Here is a 22,965-nt window from a genome sequence, read left to right on the forward strand (position 1 = left end):
CTCGTCATAGCGACGGAAAGGCGGACACGTGCGACAATCGGGCCACATGCGAGAGGTCTGGCCGGGTGAGCCCTATCCCCTCGGCGCCACCTGGGATGGCGTAGGCACCAGTTTCGCGGTGTTCTCCGAGGTCGCCGAGCGGGTCGAGCTGTGCCTGTTCGACGACGACGGCGCCGAGGAGCGCATCGAGCTGCCCGAGGTCGACGGCTTCGTCTGGCACGGCTACCTGCCCGGCATCATGCCGGGCCAGCGGTACGGCTACCGCGTGTACGGCCCCTACGACCCGCCGCGCGGCTACCGCTGCAACCCCGCCAAGCTGACGCTCGACCCCTACGCCAAGGCCATCGAGGGCGAGCTGCGGTGGAACGAGGCGGTCTTCTCCTACCACTTCACCGACCCCTCCAAGATCAACACCGTCGACAGCGCCCCCTACATGCCGAAGAGCGTGGTCATCAACCCGTTCTTCGAGTGGGGCAACGACCGGCCGCCGCACACGCCGTACCACCAGACGGTCATCTACGAGGCGCACGTGCGCGGGCTGACCATGCGCCATCCCGCGGTCCCCGAGGAGCAGCGCGGCACCTACGCGGCCATCGGGCACCCGGCGATCATCGACCACCTGCTCTCGCTCGGGGTCACCGCGGTCGAGCTCATGCCGGTGCACCACTTCGTGCCCGAGCACTTCCTGGTCGCCCGCGGGCTGACCAACTACTGGGGCTACAACACGATGGCCTACCTGGCGCCGCACGGCGCCTACTCCAGCGCCGGCCAGCGCGGCGAGCAGGTGCTGGAGTTCAAGGCGATGGTGCGGGCGCTGCACGAGGCGGGCATCGAGGTGATCCTCGACGTCGTCTACAACCACACCGCCGAGGGCGACCACATGGGCCCGACGCTCGGCTTCCGCGGCATCGACAACGGCGCCTACTACCGCCTGCACGACGGCGACCGGCGCTACTACCTCGACTACACCGGCTGCGGAAACAGCCTCAACGTGCGCTCCCCCCACGCGCTGCAGCTCATCATGGACTCCCTGCGCTACTGGGTGCTCGAGATGCACGTCGACGGGTTCCGCTTCGACCTGGCCGCCGCGCTGGCCCGCGAGCTGCACGACGTCGACCGGCTGAGCGCCTTCTTCGACCTCATCCAGCAGGACCCGGTGATCTCCCAGGTCAAGCTGATCGCCGAGCCGTGGGACGTCGGTCCGGGCGGCTACCAGGTCGGCAACTTCCCACCGCTGTGGACCGAGTGGAACGGCAAGTACCGCGACTCGGTGCGCGACTTCTGGCGCGGCACCGGGTCGGCGCTGCCCGAGTTCGCCTCCCGCCTGGCCGGCTCCGCCGACCTGTACGCCACCTCAGGCCGCCGCCCGGTGGCCTCCATCAACTTCGTCACCTGCCACGACGGCTTCACGCTCGCCGACCTGGTCTCCTACAACCGCAAGCACAACGAGGAGAACGGCGAGGACAACCGCGACGGCACCGACGACAACCGCTCGTGGAACTGCGGCGCCGAGGGGCCCGTCGAGGATCCGGAGATCGTCCGGCTGCGGCACCGCCAGCGCCGTAACCTCCTGACCACGCTGTTCCTGTCGCAGGGGGTGCCCATGCTCTCCCACGGCGACGAACTGGGCCGCACCCAGCGCGGCAACAACAACGCCTACTGCCAGGACAACGAGATCGCCTGGGTCGACTGGTCGATGGCCCGCACCGAGGAGGGCCTGCTCGACTTCGTCCGCGCGCTGTCGCGGTTGCGCCGCGAGCATCCGGTCTTCCAGCGCCGCCGCTTCTTCCGCGGCCACACGCCGGAGGACGGCAAGCGCGACCTGGTCTGGCTCACCCCCGCGGGGGCGGAGATGACGGCGAGCGACTGGCACACCGGCTACGCCAAGTCGATGTCGGTCTACCTCAACGGCGAGGCCATCACCGAGCCTGGGCCGCGCGGCGAGCGCATCGTGGACGACTCCTTCCTGCTGCTGATCAACGCCCACCACGAGGACATGACGTTCACGCTGCCCGGCGCGGAGTTCGCCGACTCGTGGACCATCGTGCTGAACACGGACGACGAGACGCCGCGCGAGGAGTCCCTGGACGATCAGCGGTCGCCGGGCGCGCTGGTGCCGGTCACGGCCCACAGCATGCAGGTCCTGCGCCACGCGCGGCCGGCGTCCCAGCCCTAGACGAGTGCCGAGGTCGCCGGCACCGCTACCCTGCCCGGCGTCCCCGCGCGCCTTCGAGCAGTGGGCGCGCATGCCGCCGGCCGGCACCGGACGGTGAGCGGCCGTCCGCGGCACGGCCGGGCGCTAGGACGCGCGCAGGAGGGCGGTGACCTCGATCTCGATGCGCATCCGCGGGTCGGCCAGGCGGCAGGCGATCATCGTGGCGGCGGGCCGTACCTGCGCGAAGGCCGCGCGGAGCACCGGCCAGCAGGGCTCGAAGTCGTCGGGGTCGGGGAGCATGTAGGTGACCCTGACGACGTCGGCGAGTGACGCGCCCGCGCGGTCGAGGGCGTCGCCGATGTTGCGCAGGCACTGAGCGGCCTGCTCGGTCACGTCGTCGGAGATGGTCATCGTCCGGTAGTCGAAGCCGGTCGTGCCGGAGACGAAGACCCAACCGTCCTGGACGACGGCGCGGGAGTAGCCGATGGCCTCCTCGAAGGTCGACCCGCTGGAGATGAGCGTGCGTGCTGTCATGGCAGGCATCCTCACAGCGGCACGGGCGATATGTCCAAGACGCGGCGTGGGCATGCCTGATATCTCTTGAGATATGGAACGCCCGGAGCTGGACCTCAGGCAGCTGCACGCCTTCGTGGTGCTGGCCGAGGAGCTGCACTTCGGGCGGGCCGCCGAGCGCCTCGGCGTCGCGCAGCCGCCGTTCAGCCAGCAGATCAGGCGGCTGGAGGAGCGGGTGGGGCATCCGCTGTTCGACCGGGCCGCCCGCGAGCTGACCGCCGTGGGCGCGCAGCTGCTGCCGGCCGCGCGGCGGGCGCTGGAGGAGGTCGCCGACGGCCTGGAGGCCGCCAGGCGGGCCGGGCGAGGTGAGGCGGGACGGCTGCGCGTCGGCTTCGCCGCCTCCCTCGCGCTGACCGTCGTGCCCGATCTGATCGCCTCCTTCGGCCGGGCGCGGCCGGCGGTGCGGGTGGAGATGCACGAGATGACCACGACGCGACAGCTGGCGGCGCTGCGCGACGAGGTGATCGACGTGGGACTGGTGCGCGAGGTGGAGCAGGAGCCCGGGCTCGAACTGCGGCCGCTGCGGGCCGAGGAGGTGGTGGCCGTGCTGCCCTCGGGCCATCGCCTGGCGGCGCGGCGCCGGATCGAGGTGGCCGACCTGGCCGCCGAGCCGTTCGTGTTCTTCCCTCGCGAGCACGGCCCCGGCTTTCACGACCGGCTGCTGGGGCTGGCCAGGGCGGCGGGCTTCGAGCCGCGGGTGGCGCAGCGGGCGGTGGAGTGGCAGACGGTGGCGGGCCTGGTCGCGGCCGGACTCGGCGTCAGCCTGGCCCCCGCCGCGGCGGGCATGGTACGGCCGGCTGGCGTGGTCTACCGGCGGCTGGCGGGCGCACCGACGACGAGCGTCGCGCTGGCCTGGCGGGCGGACACCAGGGACCCGCTGGTGGACGCCTTCGCCACCCTGGCCACGACCCTCGCCCCGCCCGCGCCGCGGCTCAGCTGATCGACGACGCGGACAGCAGGACCAGGACAAAGGTGGTCACGCCCACCACCCCGTGCGCCAGCACCGCCAGCAGCGGGAAGCGCTGCTCGGCGCCCCGCGCGTGGCGTCCGGCGCCGAGCCATCTGGTGAACATCGTGAAGCCCAGCAGCGCCGCCACCGACAGCACCGCGAAGGCCAGCCACGCCAGCGCCCGCTGCCCGGTGGCCAGGTATCCCACCCAGCAGGCCAGCGCGGAGCACGCCAGCACCGGATGGGAGAAGATCAGCGCCACGGGGAAGCGGGTGACCTTCGTCGCCTGTTGCCGCAGCCCGCCCCCCGACAGCCACAGGTACAGCAGGTAGCCGCCGATCAGAGCGTTGAGCACCCACGACGCGACCGTGACCACGCCCACCCGGCCTCCTCCGAAGCAGCAGCCCTGCCGCCACGTTATGCACAAACGGCTATGTACGTCTCCTGTTACACCAAACTGCTAATAACGCCCCTCGCCCCGGTTCGTCGGTGCTGTGTGCCAAGGTAGAGGGGTGCGTCGCATCCATCCCGACACAGCAGACGATCCAGACATCCCCCAGGCCTACGCCTACCCCGAGCGGCGGCCCTGGCTGCGCGTCAACATGGTCGCCAGCGCCGACGGCGGCTCGTGGGTGAAGGGCCTGTCGGGCGGCCTGTCCAGCAAGGGTGACCGGCGGATCTTCGGGGTCCTGCGCGGCCTGGCCGACGTCGTGATGGCGGGCGCGGCCACCGTCAGGACCGAGGGCTACGGCCCGGCCAGACCGAGGCAGTCGTGGCAGCCGCTGCGCGAGGGCCGCCCTCCCGCACCGCCCGTCGCCGTGGTGACCCGCCGGCTCGACCTCGACCTGGGCAGCCCGCTGTTCACCGAGGCGGCGCCGTACGCGCGGACGATCGTGATCACCTGCGAGGCCGCGCCGAAGGACCGCCGCGCGGAGGCGGCCGAGCTCGCCGACGTGATCGTGGCGGGCGCCGACCGGGTCGACCTCGGCCTGGCCGTCGAGGCGCTGCACGACCGGGGGCTCGGCGGCATCCTGTGCGAGGGCGGGCCACGGCTCAACGCCCAACTGGCCGCCGCCGGGCTGGTCGACGAACTGTGCCTGTCGATCAGCCCGATGCTGATCGGCGGCGGCGCCGCGCGCATCCTGAACGGCGAGGCGAACCAGACCGGCCTCGGCCTGGCGCACGTGCTGGAGGAGGAGGGCTTCCTCTTCTGCAGATACATCAGGGAGTAGCCATGGACGACGAGCTCGATCCCCAGCTCGACCTGCCGGTACGGCCGCCGGTGGCGCCGATGCTGGCCAAGGCGGTCAAGGGCATGCCCAAGCAGGACGGCACGCTGTTCTACGAGCCGAAGTGGGACGGCTTCCGCTGCATCATCTTCCGCGACGGCGAGCAGGTGTTCCTGGGCAGCCGCAACGAGCGGCCCTTCACGCGCTACTTCCCCGAGCTGGTCGAGGCGGTCAGGGCGGAGCTGCCCGACAAGTGCGTGGTCGACGGCGAGATCGTGCTGCGCAGGGGGCAGGAGCTCGACTTCGAGGCGCTGCAGCAGCGCATCCATCCTGCCGCCTCCAGGGTGCGGATGCTCGCCGAGCAGACGCCCGCCTCGTTCGTCGCCTTCGACCTTCTGGCGCTGGGGTCGCGCTCGCTGATGGAGGCGCCGTTCGCCGAGCGGCGGGCGCGGCTGGAGGAGCTCTTCCCCGAGGCCGGCGAGTCGATCAGGCTGACCCCGGTGACCACGAACGACGAGCAGGCGTCGGAGTGGTTCGAGATGTTCGAGGGGGCGGGGCTCGACGGCATCATCGTCAAGCCCGGCGACCAGCCGTACGTCCCCGACAAGCGCACCATGTTCAAGGTCAAGCACGAGCGCACCGCCGACGTGGTGATCGCCGGCTACCGCGAGCACAAGACGGGGCCGATCGTGGGGTCGCTGCTGCTCGGCCTCTACGGCCCCGACGGCAGGCTGCACCATGTCGGGGTGGCCGCCTCCTTCCCCATGGCGCGCAGGGCCGAGCTGGTCGAGGAGCTCAAGCCGTACCTCGCCGCACTGGGCGAGCATCCCTGGGGCGAGTGGGCCGACCAGGCGCTGCTGCGCGCGGGCCTGCCCGCGGCGACCCCGTCGAGCGGCGGCCAGCGGATGCCGGGCGCGGTGTCGCGCTGGAACGCCAAGAAGGACCTGTCGTTCATCCCGCTCAGGCCGGAGCTGGTGATCGAGGTGGCCTACGACGCCATGGAGGGCGACAGGTTCCGCCACACCGCGCAGTTCCGGCGGTGGCGGCCGGATCGGACGCCCGAATCCTGCACCTATGAGCAGTTGGAAAGGCCGGTTTCGTACAACCTTGATGACATCCTTGCCCGCTGAGCGCAAGATACGTTATATCTCGATCTATGACGTCAACTCCTGGCGATGAGCTGCGTGCGGCCGTCGCGGCGCGCCGCGACCTCGGGCCCGACTTCGAGGACTCCCTCGTCGAGTCCTTCCTCGACAAGATCGGCAAGGAGGTCGACCGGCGCGTGGACGATCGCGTGGCCGCCGAGTCGGGCGCCACGTGGCACACGCTGAAGCAGCAGCAGAGCATCACCGGCATGCGGCTGGCGCTGGCGATCGTCTCGCTGGTGATGGGCACGATCGCGACCATCGCGATCACCGTCGGCGACGCGGGGCTGCTCACCTATCTGGTCGTCTGGGGCGGCGTCGTCCTGGTGAACGTCGCCTTCACACTGGGGTCGTCGCGCCGCTAGCCTCGTCGAGCAAGCAAGCATATGCTTGGTTGCGTGATGGAGTATCGCAACCTCATCGGCGGCAGGCTCGTCAGCGCGGCCGACGGCCGCACCCTCGACTCGGTCAACCCGGCCACCGGCGAGGTGTGGGCGCGGATCCCCGCCAGCGGGAAGGCCGACGCCGACGCCGCCGTGGCGGCCGCCCGGGCGGCACTGCCGGCCTGGTCGGCGATGCCCGCCCTGGGCAGGGCCCAGTACCTGCGCAAGGTCGCGGCGGTCTTCGCCGAGCACGCCGAGGAGCTGGCCAGGATCGAGACCCGCGACAACGGCCGCATCCTGCGCGACACCCTGCACAAGGACCTGCCAGGCATGCGCTTCCTCTGGGAGCTGGCCGCGGGCCAGGTGCTCGACGCGGTCAAGGGCGACACCGTCATCCTCGGTCCCGACAGCCTGGGGCTGACCAGGCGGGAGCCGTACGGCGTGGCGCTGGCGATCATCCCGTGGAACTCCCCCGTCTCGACGTTCTCCGCCAAGGCGGCCTTCGCGCTGGCCGCGGGCAACACCGTCATCGTCAAGCCGGCCGAGCAGGCCAGCGCCTCGGTGCTGCGCCTGGGCGAGCTGCTGGCCGAGGTGCTGCCGCCGGGCGTGCTCAACCTCGTCTCCGGCATGGGCGAGGACGTCGGCGAGGCGCTGGTCAGGCACCGCGGGGTTAACAAGATCAGCCTGACCGGCTCCACCCAGACCGGCATCGCGATCACCCAGGCGGCCGGGATCAAGCCGCTCACCTTCGAGCTGGGCGGCAAGTCGCCCAACATCGTCTTCCCCGACGCCGACCTCGACGCGGCCACCCAGGGCGTCACGGTGAACTCCGTCTTCACCGGCAACGCCGGCCAGGTCTGCGTGGCCGGCTCACGCATCCTCATCCACCGCGACATCTGGGACGAGATGCTGGAGCGGATCCGCGCGACCGCGGCCGGCATCGTGCTCGGCGACCCGCTCGACCTGGGCACCACGATGGGCCCCATCGTGTCGGCGGGCCAGTACGAGAGGGTCGCCTCCTACCTGGAGATCGCCGAGAAGGAAGGCGCCGAGCTGGTCTTCGGCGGGATGACCGGCGCCGAGGTGGTGCCCGGCCTGCCCGGCGGCTACTGGGTCGCGCCGACGCTCTACACCGCCACCGACAACGCGCTGCGCGTCTGCCAGGAGGAGATCTTCGGGCCGGTCGCGGTGGCCCTGCCGTTCGGCAGCGACGAGGAGGCGCTGGCCATCGCCAACGACTCGGTCTACGGGCTGGCGGCGGGCGTGTGGACGCGCGATCTGGGCCGGGCCCACCGGTTCGTGCGCGACCTGGACAGCGGCGCGGTGTGGGTCAACACCTTCCGGCAGATGCCGCCCGGCCTGCCGTTCGGCGGGGTGAAGGACAGCGGCTACGGTCACGACGCTGTGCTGGAGTACACCAGGGAGAAGGCCGCGATCATCAACCTGTGAGCGAACAGGCCTAGAGAACCGCTCGCCTACTCGGCTCGGGAAAGGCATGGGGTGGTGCGCTCCCGGCAGGAATGCCATCACAGGGAAGACAGCACGCGTGTGCGCGGAACGGGGTGCGCACATGCGCCCTGCCGGGAGCGACTTGCTGGGCTCCCAACGGTGGGGATTGGAACTCGCGGGAGCCCCCACGCCTCGACCTGGACAAGAGGCGTGGCGATCTGGGGTGCGCGGCGCGACGTACTCAACGGCCGGCCTCAGGTTGCCTCAGGTTGAGGTACCAATGCCGGAGTTTGAAGAGTGGTGCTCAGCCGGTGGCGGTTGCGTCGCCGGCGCGGGTGGAGGCGCCAGGCTGCTGCCGGCCAGGCCGGCCTATTGCTGGACGCCCACAACATGATCGGAATCATGACGACCTCCGCCGGTGGTCGCTTGCGCTTTTGTACAGGGTGATCTGGCGGACATCGCTGGCGCGGGCCGCGGGGTGGGCAGCTCCGGCCTGATGGGGATGAACGATGTCCGCCAGGGCTCGAACACCACTGGCTCCCGCCACAGCGACAGCAGCGACACCTGGCCTCCATCATGCATATCGGCAGCTGTCCCGTGGTCCGCAAGATGCCGCTGGAGAATCTCGGCAGCCTTGCCTGCGCCTAAAGGTTCGGCGGGCGCCAATGCTCATCATCGGAATCCGGCCGGGCGGAAACAGCGGCCTGAAGCCGGAAGGAGCGTGAGCGGTCAGCGCAGTACCAAGTCCAGCAGGGCTAAGGCGCCCGCCCTGCTGGTTGCGAGCGCAGAGGCCGACCGTCATGAGAGGACCGGAATTCATGATCGTGACATCCTTGTCGCCGCGTTGCCGGGTACAGGTTCAACGATGCTCCACATGGTGATGAAGAGTCACGGGCGACGGTGTCCATATCTTCTGGACACTTCTTCATAGGATTCACGTGAGCAAACACCGCTCCAGACGACTGCTTTTGGGCATGCGCTGCATTGCCGGGGCGGTCATGAGCCGGCGCAGACGGTTACCTTGATTGCGACATCACGCCCAAGGGAGCACGCCCATGGCAGGACATCCCAAGCCTGGCTCACACGCACAGCGCGAGGCGTTGCGCCGGGAGATGCTGGAGGTCGGCTGCAGCCACGCGGAGATCGTGGCGGAGATCCGTACCCGCTGGCGGATGCGGCCGCGAGAAGCCTGGCGCCATGCGCACGGCTGGACCCTGCAGCAGGCGGCCGACCGCATCGACGCTGTCGCGGCCAGCAGGCCAGACCACGCCGTCGCCGCCGACGCCTCCCTGGTGGGCAAATGGGAGAAGTGGCCCGCACCGTCAGGCCGCCGTCCAAGTGTGAAGGTGCTCACGCTGCTTGCCGAGATCTACGGCTGCACCCCGGAGGTGCTCCTAGACCTGGACGACCGGCGTGCCTTACCTGCCACTGACCTGAGCCTGCTTAGGCCTCCTTCACCTCCGGTGACGGCTCTGCCCGCCCCTTCGATCTCGCCCCCACAGACCCCTGTACAGCCCCCGACCAGCAACGGGCTGGTACATGCCATCGCATCGCAGTCGGCGGACTGGGCGCAGTGGGCGGAGGCCACCAATGTTGGTGACATCGCGCTCGAGCAGCTGTTGGCCGACGCGCAATCGTTGGCGAACAGCTACGTCACCGACGAACCCCTGCACGTGTTCAGCCGTACCGCGCAGCTTCGCGACCGCGTCTTCGCCCTCCTGAAGGGACACCAATACCCACGCCAAGCCGTGGACCTTTACACCACAGCCGGCTACCTGTGCGGGCTGCTGGCCTGGATCAGCTCCGACCTCGGACATACCCGCGATGCCGGCACCCAGAGCAGGACCGCATGGCTGTGCGCCGAGCTCGCCGGCAACAATGATCTGCGCGCCTGGATCCTGTCCACACGCAGCAAGATCGCGTTCTGGGACGGCCGTCTCCGCGATGCCGTTACCTTCGCCCGCATGGGCGCCGCCTGCAACCCGCGCGGAACCGCGGGGATATTGCTCGCCTGTCAGGAGGCCGACGCCTGGTCCGTTCTGGGCGATCGGCAACAGGCGCAGACTGCCCTCGTCCAAGCCGCCGAGGCGCGCGAGAAAGCGAGGGGAGCAGACGAGCTGGGAGGCCTGTTCTCCTGCTCCGACTTCCGTTCGGCTAACTACTCCGCAGCCGTTCTGCTGCGTATCGGCGCCGCTCAGGACGCCCTGCGGGAGGCCAACGAGGCGTTCGCAGACCGGCGCCAGCATGCCTACGGGACCGTGGCGCAGATCCGCATCGTCCAAGCCTCGGCACACCTGGCCCTCGGCGAACCGGAGGGCACAGCAGCCGCGATCGGCACGGTGCTCGCCATGCCACCGCACCAGCGGCTTGCCCCAGTCATTCGCCGGGTTGGCGAACTGGCTGCCGACTTGGCCCGCTCGCCGATGCGTGACAGCGCTCCGGCCTCGAACCTGCAGGCCGAGATCGAGGCATGGAGCCTGAAATCGGTGTCCCGTACCCTTTCCATCTCGCGCGGGCAGGAGGCCATCTGATGAAATCGGCAACCATGAGCGATGAGCAGATGGCCAATCACTGGTGGTGGCGCCCCGGCTGGAAGCAGGGACGCCGCTTTTACGCCTGGCACATCACCTTCGACGACCAGCCAGAGGTGCATCGGCTGGCCCGGCACTACCGTGAAGGACTGGCCGGCGTTCCCGGCTTGGATCTGGTGCCCGACCAGTGTCTGCACCTGACCATGCAAGGCCTCGGTTTCGTCGACGAGGTCCCCGAAGAGGACGTCCACGCGATCATCAAGGCGGCCACCACACGGCTGGCCGGCATTCCTCCCTTCGACATCACCTTGGACCGGCCCCGGGTGACGCCCGAGGCCATTCGCTGGGAAGCCGCGCCCGCCGATCCCCCGGCAGCGGTCCGCGACGCGATACGCGCTGCGATCGATGATGTCTGGCCACACGTACCCGAACCCGCCGAAGGCTTCGCCGCCCATGTCAGCATCGCCTACAGCAACGCCGATGGCTCAGCGGGACCCGTCTCGACGGCGCTCGCGGCAATAGACACGCCACCCGCAGTGGCCCGCATAGGTAGTGCGGAACTGATCGTGCTCGGCCGAGACCGGCAGATGTACGAGTGGGAAACGTTCGCAACCGTGCCGCTAGGAAGGCGTGGCTCGGCTGGACCCAGCCGATAGTGCCAGGCTGCCATGCCCACCGACGCGGCACTGTACGCCACCGGCCCGAGATGCCTTCGAGTCCCGTAGGAAGGAGCAGCCCGTTCGCGGCCAACTCGCCAGGACGCCGCTGAGCTGGCCCGGAGGGCGGATTTCGCCGCCAGCCTGCCGGTCGTCGTCGCCGCACGGTCGCAGCGCCGGCTCGACCAGATCGGCGGCCTGATCTGTCCGGCCGCCCAGTGAAGGCGGTATCGCCCGCCGACGTGGGGGTCTTCGCTGTGGCCGGATCAATCCGGGATCGGGTAGGTGAACGACCAAGCGAACCGGCTGGCAACATGCACACCGCGGGCATACTCGATCGGTCGGCCCTCTGCCGTCCGGGTAATCCGCTGGACCTCCACGACAGGCTCGCCATCCGTCAGCTGCAGGAGGAGAGCTTCCTTCGCCGTGGGTATTCTGGCCGATAGATCCTCTGTGATCTCATATGGCGGGAGCCTCTGATCGGTCAGGACCTGGAAGCCCCCACCTCCGCCCGCGATCCCCGGCCTCGGGTCCACGAGCGGTGTGCCTTCGACATCAGCCTGCCGGTAGTACGACGTCATGGTGTGCGTCGGGACCCCAGCCCGTGTCATGACCCGGGCTCGCTCGTAAACGGCTGCGGCCACCTCGATGCCAAGAGCCGCTGCCACCACTTCATCTGCCTCAACCAGAGAGACATCCTGTGTTTGGTGCCCCTGCTGCTGAGCGCGGGCACTATTGTTTCGCATGTCCGCGTAAGCATCGACAGTGGTGACGTGCCAGCGGCTTCGGGCGTAGCGATCCGGCCCCAAGCGGCGGACTGGATAGGACTCTCGCATGAAAGGCCCCTTTCTTATGAACGTTCCCAGTTACGGAATCGCTTTAACAGACACCTCGCTTCAGGAGCGGTGGATCGCCACCGCATGGCCTGCAGCGAGAGGATATCTGCCGATAAAGCTTGACTCCCCACCTGATGACCCATCATAAAATTGACCAGGGTGCCGGTTGATGACTTCGCGGTGGTCGCGCCAGGGGCGTTCCTGCCGCCCACCACAGGCAGCAGAGGCCCGATCTGGCGCCAGGCCTTGTGGGTAAGCTCGCCTCATCACATAACGAAGCATCATTCAACCGCACCGCTGAGATCATTTATCAGATACATTCTAGCTTAGCGCAATACCCCAGATATCGAATAGTGGAACCGCAACCTTGCAAGGCTGATCATGCATGTACTGGCAGGCATGGGTCCACATGTTCACACACCGGCCGTGCGGCGCACTCCTCTAACAAGCTGTAGAAACCCGCCAAAACCATACACCTATGCATAGGTGCCCGGTGTGAATAGTGAGAGTCCTTATGAACAGCAGTTTCGCATCAGCCGAAGACGAGTGGCGAAAACGCCTTCACATGCTGCCTAACACCGTTCGGCAGGAACTCGTATCCCGCCAGCTCGCCGCCCACCTGCCCGCGCCACCAGCGCGCATCCTGGATGTGGGCTGTGGTCAAGGAACCCAGGCACTTCGGCTGGCTCGGCAGGGTTACCAGGTAACCGGTGTTGATCACTCTTGCACCATGCTCGCCGACTTCGAGCACATCCTGAGCAAGGAGCCCACCGAAGTACGCCGCCAGGTTCGCCTCTTGCAAAGCGAGGCTGACCACCTGACGGATCACTTTCCGGCCGAGCACTTCGATGGCGTCATGTGCCACGGTGTCTTGATGTACCTGACCGATCCAATGCCGACGCTCAAGCAGATCGCCCAGGTTCTTACGCCAGGCGGGCTGCTAGCCCTGCTGGTTCGCAATGGCGATGCGTTGGCCCTCTACCCGGGCCTCCGCGGGAGGTGGGGAGAGGCCCGAGAAACGTTCGACACCGTTCGTTACCGAAACCGACTGGGCGTCGAAGCTCGAGCCGACCGACTAAGCGACCTCACCAGCGAGCTCGCTGATGTCGGCCTGGAGGTCCACACGTGGTATGGCGTGCTTACCTTCTGCGAGTTCGCTGCAATGGAGTCGACGGCGCCGCCGACGGCTGAGCTGGCACAGATCGTTGCCTGCGAGGAAGAAGCTGGACATACAGACCCGTATCGCCAAATCAGCGCACTTTTGCACGTTATGGCCTATCGGCCGTAACGCTCGGGCATGACCTGCTGGCGGCGGCTTCGGGACCGGCCTCAGGCTGAAGTCCTTCCCGCGATCCCTGATCCGGGTCCGCGCCGCCCGGGTCCGCGCCGCCCGGGTCCGCGCCGCCCTGGTGCGCGTCAGGAGCCGGGGTGGTAGGCGTGGGCGAGGTGCGCGTAGACGATGGTGTTGTCCCGGTAGCTGTGCGCCTTCCTGTCGAAGGCGCCACCGCACGTCACCAGCCGCAGCCCCGCGTACGTCACCTTGCCGAACACCTTCCTGCTCGGGAAGGCGCTCTTGGCCACCTGCTCGACCCGGTCGACCACGAAGATGGCCACCGACCGGTCGGCTCGCATCACCTGCACCTGGTCACCCGGCTTGATGGAGCGGAGGTTGGCGAACACCGCGGGGCCGGTGCGCGTGTCGAGGTGACCGGTGATGACCGCCGCGCCCCGCGCGCCCGGCACCGGCGCGTACCGGTACCAGCCCGCCACGTTGGGATGGTCGAGCGGCGGGTTCTCGATGGCGCCTCTGGCGTCGAGCCCGAGCTCCATGAGCGGGGCCGACACGCCGAGCTTGGGGATGTACACCGCCGTCGGCCTGGCGGTTCTCATGGGCGCGGCCACCCGGCCGACCAGCGCCTCGGGCGGCTCGGTCAGCGCCGGCGCGCCGGCCTCGGGCAGCGCCGTGCCGGTCGTGGCGGACGCCGGCGCGCTCTCGGGCGCGCCTGCCATGCCGGTGATCCCGAACCAGATCAGCGCGAGCCCGGCGAGCGACACCAGCACGGCCCCCGCCATGATCGGCTTGTGCCCGGGCGGCCTAGTCACTCCGCCGTTCCGCGGCGCCGCGCCGTACGGCGAAGCCCGCGAGACCCGCGCCGGCCAGCAGGGCGGCGCCGCCCGCGGCGAAGGGCCACATCGGGTCGGCGGGAGCGAGCCCGCCCGCGCCGGTCTGCGGCGGCCCGTCGGGGATGCGGTGCCTGTCCTCGTCCGCCGGCTTCCACGGCGCCTCAGGCCGCGGCGGCTCGGCGGGGCCCGAGGACCAGGTCTCCTGGGGGGCGGGGCCGCTGGACCAGGTGTCCTGCGGCGCGGGCGCGTTCGACCAGGTGTCGCGGGGGACGGGGACGTCGGACCAGACGTCGTCGGGGACCGGCAGGTGCGGCGGCCGCACCTCGGGCTGCCACGGATCTCCCGGGTCGCCACCCTGGACCGGATCGTCCTCGCATGCCAGGACGAGCAGCTTGCAGTCGGCGGCCATGGCGGTGCCCACACCCGCCGCCATGGTCACGCCGCCGACGATGAAGGCCGTCACCGCTCCAGCGGCGGCGAGCCGTCGTGCTGATGCCAGAGCCATAGTCCGAGAGCCTCCCGAACTATTGGACCGGGCGTCAAGTAATGTGATTCAAGTGATACACGTCACTCGTCCCTGGCCTTGCTGGGCTGCACCCGCTTCGGCTCGCCGGGCATCTTGGGATAGTTCGGCGGGTACGGCAGGTCGCCGCGATCGTCCTTGGCGTACCAGTCCAGGAGCGTCTCGATCGAGTACGCGCGTTCGTCGATGTCGCGGTGCACGTCGCCGATCCGCGCGAAACGCTCGGGCATGGTCCTGATGTCGAAGTCGCCCGGCTCGGCGTCGGCCAGCTCGTCCCAGGTGAGCGGCGCGGAGACGGGCGCGTGCGGCTGGGCGCGCACCGCGTAGGCGCTGACGACGGTCCTGTCCCTGGCGTTCTGGTTGTAGTCGATGAACACCCGCTCGCCGCGCTCCTCCTTCCACCAGGCCGTCGTCACCAGGTCGGGGTCGCGCTCCTCGACCGCCCTGGCCAGCGCGATGCCCGCGTGCCGTACCTCGACGAAGTCCCAGCGGGGCTCGATCCTGACCGCGATGTGCACGCCCCTGTTGCCGGAGGTCTTCACGAAGCCGGTCAGGCCGGCCTCCGCCAGCACCTCGCGGGCCAGGAAGGCGGCTCGGCGGGCCGCGTCGAACCCGAGGCCGGGCTGCGGGTCGATGTCGATGCGCAGCTCGTCGGGGTGCTCGACGTCGTCGGCCCGCACCTGCCACGGGTGGAAGTCGATGGTGCCGAGGTTGGCGCAGTAGGCGATCGAGGCCACCTCGGTGACCCTGAGCGCGTCGGCCGTCCGCCCGCTCGGGAAGGTCACGGTGACCGTCCGCAGCCAGTCGGGGCGCTTGGCCGGCATCCGCTTCTGGTAGATGGCCTCGCTCTCGACGCCGTCGGGGTGCCGTTTCAGATGCGTCGGGCGGTCCCTGAGCGCCCGGAGCGCGCCCTCGCCCACGCTGATGTAGTACTCCACCAGTTCTCGCTTGGTGGCCCCGATGCCCGGGAAGTACACCTTGTCGGGATTGGTGACCTTGATGGTACGGTCCCCGGCCTGCAGTTCGATGAAGGGCGACGCCATGGGGCTGAACCTACCCCGAATCCCCGCATGACGCCCCCGACGGGGCCGACGAGCGAAGGAGTGGGTGGGTTCGTCCCGGAGCGCCGCGGTGGCGGGACCGGGCGCTCGACAGGACGAACCTGACGACCGCCCGCCTTCACGCCGTCCCGGACGCTGGCGCATCGTCCGGCCGGCCTCAACGGGCCGCCGGCGCGCAGTACGGGCATGCTGCGCAGCGGCGACGACCCCAGGCGAGCGGTCTCACCCCTCTAGGGAGGCGAAGTCACCCCCACATCGACAAAGACGCAGAAAGACCCCGGAATGGATGCTTCGCTCGAATGATTCTTCCTCCGCATAAGGTGGAGGGCATGAACAAGGTGGTCAAGAGCGAGGCCGAGTGGCGCGCGCAGCTCACCCCCGAGGAGTACCACGTCCTCCGCGAGGCGGGCACCGAGCGTCCGTTCACCGGTGAGTACGTCGACACCAAGACCGAGGGCGTCTACTCCTGCCGCGCCTGCGGCACCGAGCTGTTCAGGTCCGACGCGAAGTTCGAGTCGCACTGCGGGTGGCCGAGCTTCTTCGAACCGTCCCAGTCGAGCGCGGTCACGCTGATCGAGGACCACAGCCATGGGATGGTCCGCACCGAGGTGCGCTGCGCCACCTGCGACTCCCATCTCGGGCACGTCTTCCACGGCGAGGGCTACCCCACGCCCACGGACGACCGCTACTGCATCAACTCGATCTCGGTACGGCTCGAGCCCAAGGCGTAGCGTCAGCCGGGAGCGGGATGGGTGACGCGGCAGTCGCCGTCGTCGGGGCCGAGGACGTTGGCGAGGACGGGATTGCCGTTCTCCCCGAACTCGGCCTGGACGAAGACCACGGGCCTGTCCTCGCCGATCTCCCGCAGGTACTCCAGCCCCCGCTCGCAGAGCGTGATCGCCTGCTTGGAGTTGTGGGCCGACTCCGGCAGGTCGGTATAGATGCGCAGGTATCCCCCCACGCTGCGGATGTCCTTGAGCCGCTTGGCCGCCTTGTCGCCGCGGCCCCACCGCTTGTCGAAGTACTCGGCCGCCCGCTGGTCGGTGTGCTCGGACCTCTTCCGCCTGTCCGGTACGGCCGCGGGCGCCGCCCCGGACGAAGGGGCCCGGCTCGTCGGCTCGCCCACCCCTCCCACCGAGGCCGCCGCGGCGACCGGGGCGGAGGGAGCGACGGTCACCACCGTGCCTCCCGCCCGCTGGGCCCGCTCCCGCCCGAACATCCCGGCGCCGGCCGCCAGCGCGAGCGCCACCACCGCCGCCCCCGCGACCGCGCCCTCCAGCACCCGTAACCCGCGCGCTCTGCCGCGCCGCCGCCCGTGCCTGCCACGCCTGGAGCGTGCCAGGCCGCCGCCTTCAGCCACCCTTTGCCTCACAACGACAGGGGATTTGGCCTGATTATGACAGCGCAGGAGAGATCCGTCTCGGGAGATGGCGGATCCGCCGGGCGAGCGCCTCGACCCGTCAGGGCAGCGTCGCGATGAGCTCGCCCACCGGCTTGCGGACGCCGGTGTAGAACGGCACCTCGATCCGCGTGTGCCGCCTGGCCTCGGCGCCGCGCAGGTGGCGCATGAGGTCGACGATGCGGTGCAGTTCGTCGGCCTCGAAGGCGAGCATCCACTCGAAGTCGTTGAGGGCGAAGCAGGCCACCGTGTTGGACCTGACGTCCGGGTACTCGCGCGCCATCTTGCCGTGCTCGGCCAGCATCGAACGGCGCTCGGCGTCGTCGAGCAGGTACCACTCCAGCGACCGCACGAAGGGATAGACGCAGACGTACCCCCTCGGCTCCTCCTCGGCGAGGAAGGCGGGGATGTGCGACTTGTTGAACTCGGCGGGCCGGTGCAGCGCCATCGCCGACCACACCGGCTCGCTCAGCCGGCCCAGCGTGGTGCGGCGGAAGCGCGAGTAGGTGTCCTGCAGGTCCTCGGCCGTCGGCGCGTGCCACCAGAGCATGTAGTCGGCGTCGGCGCGGAAGCCGGCCACGTCGTAGCAGCCGCGCGTCACGACGTCCTTGCCGGCGGCCTGCTCGAGCAGTTCGTTGACCTCGTCGGCCATGCCCTCGCGGTTGCCAGGGCACTGCTCGGTGGCCTTGAACACCGACCACATCGTGTAGCGGATCACCTGGTTAAGGTCGCGGGCCTTGGGCCGCTGGGTCGTCCCCTCAGTCATGTGGTCATTCTCCCCTGCCACCCAGGTGGTCCAGAATCCGGGCCGCGGCCGTACGGGCGGTCGAGATGCACGCGGGCACGCCCACCCCGTCGTAGGCGGCGCCGCAGACGGCCAGCCCCGGCTCGACGGTCACGGCCGCGCGGACGCGGGCCACCCGGTCGAGGTGGCCGACGTTGTACTGCGGCAGCGATCCGCCCCACCTGGTCACGCGGGTGTCGAGCGGCAGCCCTCGCACGCCCGCGACCTCGCCCATCTCGGCCGTGGCGAGCGACACCAGCTCGGCGTCGTCGCGCTGGAGCAGCTGCTCCTCGCCGATGCGGCCGATGGAGCAGCGCACCACCACCACCGAGGGGTCGGACGCGGCCAGGTGCGGCCACTTGACCGAGCTGAACGTGGCCGCCTTCACGGGACGACCCTCGACCGGCGGCACCAGGTAGCCGCTGCCGGTGGGCGGCGAGGGGAAGGCGGCCAGCGGGTAGGCGAGAGTGACGATGGCCATGCTGGAGTACTCGATCCTGGACAGCTCGGCGGCGGCCTTCGGCACCTCGTCCTTCAGCAGCCGCGCGGCGGGGGTCGCCGGCGTGGCGAGGATCACCGCGTCCGCCTCGACGATCTCCGGCCGCGGGACCGGGCCCGTGACCAGGCGCCAGCCGTCCTGCGTGCGCCGCAGTTCCCTGACGGTCACGCCGGTCCTGATGTCGGCGCCGGAGGCCTTGGCCACGGCCTCCGGCAGGCTGCCGAGCCCGCCGCGCAGGCCGGCGAAGACGGGGCCGGCGTCCTTCGGCGTCTCCTGCACGATGTCCCTGACCGCGCCCAGCAGCGACCGCTCCGAGCGCGCGGCGGCGGCGATGCGCGGCATCGTCGCCTCCAGCGAGAGCATGTCGGACCGGCCCGCGTAGACGCCGCCGAGCAGCGGCTCGATCAGCCGGTCGACGACCTCCGAGCCCATCCGCGCCCGGACGTAGGCGGCGACGGACACGTCGGTGCGCACCAGCGTGGCGGGCAGCACCTGGTCGAGCGGCACCCGCAGCAGCCCGCCGGGCGAGACGATGCCCGACCTGGCCAGCTCGGTCAGGTCGCCGGGCACCCCCATGACCTGGCCCTTGGGCATCGCCCGCAGGACGCCCCTGGAGTAGATGCTCGCCTGGGTGGTGCCGGGGTGGACCAGGTCGGCGCCCAGTCCGACCGCCCGAGCCAGCTCGGTGCCCTCCGGCCGCCTGGCCAGCATCGACTCGGCGCCCTCGTCCACGGCGATGCCCGCCACCTCGGAGGCGTACAGCTTGCCGCCGATCCTGGGGCTGCCCTCGAGCACGGTCACCCTCACCCGGCCGGCGCCGCCCTGGCTGAGGAACCACGCCGCGGCCAGCCCTGAGATGCCGCCGCCGACGATCACTACATGCCGCTGATTCCCTTCCACGTCTCCTGACGGTACCGCCTCACCCCGCCGCCTCGCCGAGCCGGTAGGAGCTGACGGCGAACGGCCGTCCGTTCCCGCTCTCGACGCGCTCGCCGACCTTGCTCAACGCCGGATCCCGGTCGAGGAATCCGTGCAGCCGGCGCGCCTCAGGCCACGGATGCGTGACGACCAGCGTGCCCCTCGGCGCCAGGAAGGAGCGCAGCCGTCCGCAGGCGAGCCGCAGCCGTTCCTCCCTGCCCACGTAGTAGAGCGTCTCGGCGCAGAAGACCAGGTCGAAGCGGCCTCCGGGATCCTGGTTGAGGAAGTCGAGCGCGACGAAGGCGGCTCTGCCCTCCGCCCTGGCCGTGGCCCTCTCGACGGCGCGGTCGGAGACGTCCACGCCGACCACGTCCGCCGCGGGGTAGGCGGCGGCGGCCCGCAGCGTGAAGGTGCCCTCGCTGCAGCCGACGTCCAGGATCCTGCCGAACTCGCCGGCGCCGACGTGCCGGAGGGTGGCGTCGTACTTGGCCGCCTCGTAGGGGTCGACGGCGTGCCGCCACGGATCGGGGTTGCGGTGGAACCAGTCGAAGTAACGCTGCAGGAAACGACCCTGCCCGCGCGCGGGCAACAGCGACATCGTGCGAAAGAAGGTCCTGTGCAGCCTGTCAGGAAGCGTCCGCATGATTCCAGCCTGCGCGACGCGGCGCCGCGATGATCGTCCGCGAGGACGATTTCTCTCTGGTACCGCGGTCGTGCCGTGATCGGGTGGAATGCCGAACGTGACGCCTTCGTGACGGCAGCTCCCGTACCGGATCCGTCTCACGGATATGAGCAGAATTCGGTACGGCATGGCGTTAACGGCGGCGTGCGCCGTGCTCGTCCTGTCCGGCTGCGGCGGCGGGAACTCCGCCGCCCGCAACGACTCCGGGGGCACGGCGCCGGCGGCCGCGCCTGCCGCGCAGGCCGAGACGGCGGGCACCGGGCGGAGCACGGTCTCCGGCGAGTCCGCCAAGAAGGTCACGATAGCGCCCGAGCAGCGCTCGATCATCTACGTGTCGGAGATGACGGTCCGCGCCGGCGACGTCACCAAGGCGGCCGAGCAGGCCAAGCAGCTCGTCACGGCGGCGGGCGGCTACCTGTCCAGCGAGGAGTCCGACGCCTTCGACGGCGGCGACGGCAGCTCCACGCTGGTCTTCAAGATCCCGCCGGCGGCCTACCAGGGGCTGCTCGACCGGATGGGCAAGCTGCTCGGCAAGCGGGAGTCGCTGCGGCAGAACACCACGGACGTGACCGAGGAGGTCGCCGACGTCGCCAGCCGGCTGAAGTCGGCCGAGCAGGCGCTGGCCGCCATGCGCACGCTGCTCACCAGGGCCGACACCGTCGGGCAGGTGATCGAGGTCGAGCGGGAGATCGCCACCCGCGAGGCCGAGCTGGAGTCGCTGCAGGCCAGGCAGAAGGCGCTGGCCGCACAGGTGTCGACGGCGACGCTGACGTTGCGGCTGATCGGGCCCGTGACGCCGGTGGCGGAGCCGTCGGAGGAGCCCGCGGGCTTCCTCGGCGGTCTGCGGGCCGGCTGGTCGGCGCTGGTCGGCTTCGTGCAGATCGCGCTGACCGTGGTCGGCGTGCTGCTGCCGTGGCTCGTGGCGATGCTTCCGGTGGCCGTCGTCATCCTGCTCCTGGTACGGCGGGGCCGGGCCCGCCATCCGGTGTCCCGGACCGGGCCCGCCGCTCCCCCGGTGCCCGCCGCTCCCCCGGTGCCCGCGGCCCACGGCGGGCCGCGCGACCCGCAGGCGTCCGGCGAACGGCCGCACCACCCTCGGCCCGGCGACGACCAGCCCCCGGCCCAGCAGGCCCAGGCTGACCCGCGGCCCGACGACGCACCGGCCCAGCCGGACCCGCGGCGCCCCCGAACCGGCGACGCGCCACCCCCGCCCTAGACGGCGCCGCGACCGGGCCCGCGGAGACCGAATCCGCACCGGTCGGGCCCCTCGGTGATCGGCACTGGGCGACCCGGCACTGGGCGATCGGACCCACAGCGATCGGGTCTGCGGAGACCGGGCCCTCAACGATCGGCCCCCCCTGGCGACCGCGGCCCTCAGTGACTGGGCCCTCAGTGATCGGGCCGCCGGTGGCCGGGGTTCGGTCCGGTCAGGCGGATTCGGGGGTGAAGGAGTGGACCAGGTCGGTGAGCCTGCGCAGCTGGTCGGGGTCGGTCGAGGGCAGCACGCCGTGGCCGAGGTTGAACACGTGGCCCTCGGCGGCCCGCCCGCGCTCCAGGATCTGCCGCGCCTTGCGCTCGACGGCCTCCCACGGGGCCAGCAGGATGGCGGGGTCGAGGTTGCCCTGCAGCGCCTTGCCGGGGCCGACGCGGCGCGCGGCCTCGTCGAGCGGCACCCGCCAGTCGACGCCCACCACGTCGGGCCCGGCCTCGCCGAGCACGCCGAGCAGTTCGCCGGTGCCCACGCCGAAGTGGATGCGCGGCACCTCGGAGACCGCCGCGAAGATCCGCCGGGTGTAGGGCAGGACCAGCTCGCGGTAGTCGTCGGGCGCGACCGCGCCCACCCAGGAGTCGAACAGCTGGACCGCGGAGGCGCCCGCCCTGATCTGGATCCGCAGGTGCTCGATGACGATGCCGGTCAGCCGGTCCATGAGCGCGTGCCACAGCGCGGGCTCGCCGTACATCATGGCCTTGGTGTGGTCGTGGTTCTTGGACGGCCCGCCCTCGATCAGGTACGAGGCGAGCGTGAAGGGCGCGCCGGCGAAGCCGATGAGCGGGGTGCCGCCCAGCTCGCCCACCAGGGCCTCGATCGACTCGGTGACGTACGGCACGTCGCCGGGCTCCAGGGGGCGCAGCGCCGCCAGGCCCGCGCGGTCGCGGATGGGGTCGGCGACGACCGGGCCGACGCCGGGCTTGATGTCGAGGTCGACGCCGATGGCCTTGAGCGGGACGACGATGTCGCTGAAGAAGATGGCCGCGTCGACGCCGTAGCGGCGGACCGGCTGCAGGGTGATCTCGACGATCAGGTCGGGACGCGCGCACGCGGTCAGCATCGGCACGCCCTCGCGCACCTTGAGGTATTCGGGCAGGGACCGCCCGGCCTGGCGCATGTACCACACCGGGGTGTGCGGGACGGGCTGGCGGCGGCAGGCGCGCAGGAAGGCGGAGTCGGCGAGATTCACCATTCAAGGGTGCCATGGGCCGGTGGCGGTCGCTCCATCGGCGCTAATCGGAAACATACGCATGCAACCGCTAAAGTCACGATCAGGAGTCGAACATGAGGTTTAGCGCAGTTCATCCCATTAGCGAGGGCCTGCCACCCTCACCCGGCTCCGCCATCGGCGCCACCCCGGTACAGTTCCTGTCACGATCTCCCCTTAATCCCCTCCTGACTGGACCAAATGTTCGCCAATCCACCGCGCGTCATCGAATACCGCCCGACTTTCGTGACACGCCGAGCGCGTTGCGCGGAATTGTCAGCGTGGCATGCCAACGTCGGAGCCACGTCCGCGAAGAAAGGCTCCGTACCGATGACCGCGTTGTGGAGTTCCCCCGAGCGCCGCAGTGAGCACTGCCCGTCCTGCGCACGCGAGCGGCTGTTCGAGCAGCCGCCGTGCCCGGACGAGCATGAGGTGTGCCCGGAGTGGGCCTGCCTGGAGTGCGGTCATGCGCTGCTCGTCGCTCCCTTCGATCTGGCCGTCCCCCACGCGCGCCCGCTGACGGTCGCGGCTTGATCGGCACCGATGAGCACCCCCGTGGTCCCCATGCGACCCTCCTCGACCTACGCTTCGG

General features: G+C 70.2%; 24 protein-coding genes. 12 read left to right on the forward strand and 12 right to left on the reverse strand.

Going from position 1 to position 22,965, the window contains the following annotated elements; translation table 11 throughout:
* The first annotated feature begins 46 nt into the window (after positions 1–46).
* Positions 47–2,176: a glycogen debranching protein GlgX gene (glgX, locus tag ACWEVS_RS17280; RefSeq protein ID WP_452552264.1), complete on the forward strand. Its 2,130-nt coding sequence runs from the start codon at positions 47–49 to the stop codon at positions 2,174–2,176.
* A gap of 123 nt (positions 2,177–2,299) precedes the next feature.
* Here the strand turns inward: glgX and ACWEVS_RS17285 are convergent, their stop codons facing one another.
* Positions 2,300–2,689, reverse strand: coding sequence for a RidA family protein (locus ACWEVS_RS17285; protein ID WP_449924264.1), 390 nt, complete (start codon positions 2,687–2,689; stop codon positions 2,300–2,302).
* 73 nt (positions 2,690–2,762) lie between these two features.
* Here ACWEVS_RS17285 and ACWEVS_RS17290 point away from each other — a divergent pair, with 73 nt between their 5' ends.
* On the forward strand, positions 2,763–3,668 hold the full coding sequence (locus ACWEVS_RS17290; RefSeq protein ID WP_452552266.1) for a LysR family transcriptional regulator: 906 nt from the start codon (positions 2,763–2,765) through the stop codon (positions 3,666–3,668).
* Here ACWEVS_RS17290 and ACWEVS_RS17295 read toward each other — a convergent pair.
* Positions 3,661–4,059: a hypothetical protein gene (locus tag ACWEVS_RS17295; RefSeq protein ID WP_452552268.1), complete on the reverse strand. Its 399-nt coding sequence runs from the start codon at positions 4,057–4,059 to the stop codon at positions 3,661–3,663. The genes ACWEVS_RS17290 and ACWEVS_RS17295 overlap by 8 nt on opposite strands.
* Positions 4,060–4,189: 130 nt before the next feature.
* Between ACWEVS_RS17295 and ACWEVS_RS17300 the strand changes: the two genes are divergently transcribed.
* The 6 genes from ACWEVS_RS17300 to ACWEVS_RS17325 all read left to right on the forward strand — a co-directional run bounded on the left by ACWEVS_RS17300 (position 4,190) and on the right by ACWEVS_RS17325 (position 11,070).
* Positions 4,190–4,909 carry a pyrimidine reductase family protein gene (locus tag ACWEVS_RS17300; protein ID WP_452552270.1) on the forward strand — a complete coding sequence of 240 codons (720 nt, stop codon included), beginning with the start codon at positions 4,190–4,192 and terminating at the stop codon, positions 4,907–4,909.
* Between the two features lie 2 nt (positions 4,910–4,911).
* Complete coding sequence (locus ACWEVS_RS17305; RefSeq protein ID WP_449924274.1) at positions 4,912–6,036, forward strand: ATP-dependent DNA ligase; 1,125 nt, start codon at positions 4,912–4,914, stop codon at positions 6,034–6,036.
* Positions 6,037–6,062: 26 nt separating this feature from the next.
* Positions 6,063–6,416, forward strand: a complete 354-nt coding sequence (locus ACWEVS_RS17310) for a hypothetical protein (RefSeq protein WP_449924277.1) — start codon at positions 6,063–6,065, stop codon at positions 6,414–6,416.
* 36 nt (positions 6,417–6,452) lie between these two features.
* A complete protein-coding gene (locus tag ACWEVS_RS17315; protein WP_452552364.1) occupies positions 6,453–7,883 on the forward strand; it encodes an aldehyde dehydrogenase family protein in 1,431 nt (476 codons plus the stop codon).
* Between the two features lie 1,055 nt (positions 7,884–8,938).
* Positions 8,939–10,414 (forward strand): helix-turn-helix domain-containing protein, encoded by a 1,476-nt coding sequence (locus ACWEVS_RS17320; RefSeq protein WP_452552272.1) that lies wholly within the window; start codon positions 8,939–8,941, stop codon positions 10,412–10,414.
* Positions 10,414–11,070, forward strand: a complete 657-nt coding sequence (locus ACWEVS_RS17325) for a 2'-5' RNA ligase family protein (protein ID WP_452552274.1) — start codon at positions 10,414–10,416, stop codon at positions 11,068–11,070. Before ACWEVS_RS17320 ends, ACWEVS_RS17325 begins: the two co-directional genes overlap by 1 nt.
* A 266-nt stretch (positions 11,071–11,336) precedes the next feature.
* Here ACWEVS_RS17325 and ACWEVS_RS17330 read toward each other — a convergent pair whose 3' ends face one another.
* Positions 11,337–11,906 (reverse strand): UTRA domain-containing protein, encoded by a 570-nt coding sequence (locus ACWEVS_RS17330; RefSeq protein ID WP_452552275.1) that lies wholly within the window; start codon positions 11,904–11,906, stop codon positions 11,337–11,339.
* A gap of 532 nt (positions 11,907–12,438) precedes the next feature.
* Positions 12,439–12,627: a hypothetical protein gene (locus ACWEVS_RS17335; protein ID WP_452552373.1), complete on the reverse strand. Its 189-nt coding sequence runs from the start codon at positions 12,625–12,627 to the stop codon at positions 12,439–12,441.
* On the opposite strand from ACWEVS_RS17335, the gene ACWEVS_RS17340 reads away from it, so the two are divergent.
* Entirely contained in the window at positions 12,556–13,194 is a 639-nt protein-coding gene (locus ACWEVS_RS17340; protein WP_452552365.1) for a class I SAM-dependent methyltransferase, read from the forward strand. The genes ACWEVS_RS17335 and ACWEVS_RS17340 overlap by 72 nt on opposite strands.
* Before the next feature lie 128 nt (positions 13,195–13,322).
* Here ACWEVS_RS17340 and ACWEVS_RS17345 read toward each other — a convergent pair whose 3' ends face one another.
* From ACWEVS_RS17345 to ligD, 3 genes are all read right to left on the reverse strand, one after another.
* Positions 13,323–14,009 (reverse strand): class F sortase, encoded by a 687-nt coding sequence (locus tag ACWEVS_RS17345; RefSeq protein ID WP_452552276.1) that lies wholly within the window; start codon positions 14,007–14,009, stop codon positions 13,323–13,325.
* Entirely contained in the window at positions 14,002–14,535 is a 534-nt protein-coding gene (locus ACWEVS_RS17350) for a hypothetical protein (RefSeq protein WP_452552277.1), read from the reverse strand. The genes ACWEVS_RS17345 and ACWEVS_RS17350 overlap by 8 nt, the downstream gene beginning before the upstream one ends.
* A 62-nt stretch (positions 14,536–14,597) precedes the next feature.
* A complete protein-coding gene (ligD, locus tag ACWEVS_RS17355) occupies positions 14,598–15,596 on the reverse strand; it encodes a non-homologous end-joining DNA ligase (RefSeq protein WP_449924285.1) in 999 nt (332 codons plus the stop codon).
* A gap of 347 nt (positions 15,597–15,943) precedes the next feature.
* Between ligD and msrB the strand changes: the two genes are divergently transcribed.
* Positions 15,944–16,345, forward strand: a complete 402-nt coding sequence (gene msrB, locus ACWEVS_RS17360; protein WP_354904354.1) for a peptide-methionine (R)-S-oxide reductase MsrB — start codon at positions 15,944–15,946, stop codon at positions 16,343–16,345.
* Between the two features lie 2 nt (positions 16,346–16,347).
* Here the strand turns inward: msrB and ACWEVS_RS17365 are convergent, their stop codons facing one another.
* The 4 genes from ACWEVS_RS17365 to ACWEVS_RS17380 all read right to left on the reverse strand — a co-directional run bounded on the left by ACWEVS_RS17365 (position 16,348) and on the right by ACWEVS_RS17380 (position 19,857).
* Positions 16,348–16,986 carry a hypothetical protein gene (locus tag ACWEVS_RS17365; RefSeq protein ID WP_452552279.1) on the reverse strand — a complete coding sequence of 213 codons (639 nt, stop codon included), beginning with the start codon at positions 16,984–16,986 and terminating at the stop codon, positions 16,348–16,350.
* Positions 16,987–17,074: 88 nt separating this feature from the next.
* Positions 17,075–17,779 (reverse strand): hydrogen peroxide-dependent heme synthase, encoded by a 705-nt coding sequence (gene hemQ / locus ACWEVS_RS17370; RefSeq protein WP_449924291.1) that lies wholly within the window; start codon positions 17,777–17,779, stop codon positions 17,075–17,077.
* 4 nt (positions 17,780–17,783) lie between these two features.
* Positions 17,784–19,196, reverse strand: a complete 1,413-nt coding sequence (gene hemG / locus ACWEVS_RS17375) for a protoporphyrinogen oxidase (protein ID WP_452414164.1) — start codon at positions 19,194–19,196, stop codon at positions 17,784–17,786.
* A 19-nt stretch (positions 19,197–19,215) separates the two neighbouring features.
* On the reverse strand, positions 19,216–19,857 hold the full coding sequence (locus tag ACWEVS_RS17380; RefSeq protein WP_452414166.1) for a class I SAM-dependent methyltransferase: 642 nt from the start codon (positions 19,855–19,857) through the stop codon (positions 19,216–19,218).
* Between the two features lie 145 nt (positions 19,858–20,002).
* Here ACWEVS_RS17380 and ACWEVS_RS17385 point away from each other — a divergent pair, with 145 nt between their 5' ends.
* Complete coding sequence (locus tag ACWEVS_RS17385; RefSeq protein WP_452552281.1) at positions 20,003–21,112, forward strand: DUF4349 domain-containing protein; 1,110 nt, start codon at positions 20,003–20,005, stop codon at positions 21,110–21,112.
* Between the two features lie 211 nt (positions 21,113–21,323).
* On the opposite strand, the gene hemE is transcribed toward ACWEVS_RS17385, so the two are convergent.
* On the reverse strand, positions 21,324–22,355 hold the full coding sequence (hemE, locus tag ACWEVS_RS17390) for a uroporphyrinogen decarboxylase (RefSeq protein WP_452552283.1): 1,032 nt from the start codon (positions 22,353–22,355) through the stop codon (positions 21,324–21,326).
* 219 nt (positions 22,356–22,574) lie between these two features.
* Here hemE and ACWEVS_RS17395 point away from each other — a divergent pair, with 219 nt between their 5' ends.
* Positions 22,575–22,907 carry a hypothetical protein gene (locus tag ACWEVS_RS17395; protein ID WP_452552284.1) on the forward strand — a complete coding sequence of 111 codons (333 nt, stop codon included), beginning with the start codon at positions 22,575–22,577 and terminating at the stop codon, positions 22,905–22,907.
* Positions 22,908–22,965: the final 58 nt, after the last annotated feature.

This window comes from Nonomuraea sp. NPDC003754, from assembly GCF_053605785.1.

Excerpts from the sequence above, each read along its gene's own strand:
- glgX (WP_452552264.1), top strand. The coding sequence starts at position 47 with ATGCGAGAGGTCTGGCCGGGTGAGCCCTATCCCCTCGGCGCCACCTGG.
- ACWEVS_RS17285 (WP_449924264.1), bottom strand. The coding sequence starts at position 2,689 with ATGACAGCACGCACGCTCATCTCCAGCGGGTCGACCTTCGAGGAGGCC.
- ACWEVS_RS17290 (WP_452552266.1), top strand. The coding sequence starts at position 2,763 with ATGGAACGCCCGGAGCTGGACCTCAGGCAGCTGCACGCCTTCGTGGTG.
- ACWEVS_RS17305 (WP_449924274.1), top strand. The coding sequence starts at position 4,912 with ATGGACGACGAGCTCGATCCCCAGCTCGACCTGCCGGTACGGCCGCCG.
- ACWEVS_RS17310 (WP_449924277.1), top strand. The coding sequence starts at position 6,063 with ATGACGTCAACTCCTGGCGATGAGCTGCGTGCGGCCGTCGCGGCGCGC.
- ACWEVS_RS17315 (WP_452552364.1), top strand. The coding sequence starts at position 6,453 with ATGGAGTATCGCAACCTCATCGGCGGCAGGCTCGTCAGCGCGGCCGAC.
- ACWEVS_RS17320 (WP_452552272.1), top strand. The coding sequence starts at position 8,939 with ATGGCAGGACATCCCAAGCCTGGCTCACACGCACAGCGCGAGGCGTTG.
- ACWEVS_RS17325 (WP_452552274.1), top strand. The coding sequence starts at position 10,414 with ATGAAATCGGCAACCATGAGCGATGAGCAGATGGCCAATCACTGGTGG.
- ACWEVS_RS17330 (WP_452552275.1), bottom strand. The coding sequence starts at position 11,906 with ATGCGAGAGTCCTATCCAGTCCGCCGCTTGGGGCCGGATCGCTACGCC.
- ACWEVS_RS17350 (WP_452552277.1), bottom strand. The coding sequence starts at position 14,535 with ATGGCTCTGGCATCAGCACGACGGCTCGCCGCCGCTGGAGCGGTGACG.
- ligD (WP_449924285.1), bottom strand. The coding sequence starts at position 15,596 with ATGGCGTCGCCCTTCATCGAACTGCAGGCCGGGGACCGTACCATCAAG.
- msrB (WP_354904354.1), top strand. The coding sequence starts at position 15,944 with ATGAACAAGGTGGTCAAGAGCGAGGCCGAGTGGCGCGCGCAGCTCACC.
- hemQ (WP_449924291.1), bottom strand. The coding sequence starts at position 17,779 with ATGACTGAGGGGACGACCCAGCGGCCCAAGGCCCGCGACCTTAACCAG.
- ACWEVS_RS17380 (WP_452414166.1), bottom strand. The coding sequence starts at position 19,857 with ATGCGGACGCTTCCTGACAGGCTGCACAGGACCTTCTTTCGCACGATG.
- ACWEVS_RS17385 (WP_452552281.1), top strand. The coding sequence starts at position 20,003 with ATGAGCAGAATTCGGTACGGCATGGCGTTAACGGCGGCGTGCGCCGTG.
- ACWEVS_RS17395 (WP_452552284.1), top strand. The coding sequence starts at position 22,575 with ATGTTCGCCAATCCACCGCGCGTCATCGAATACCGCCCGACTTTCGTG.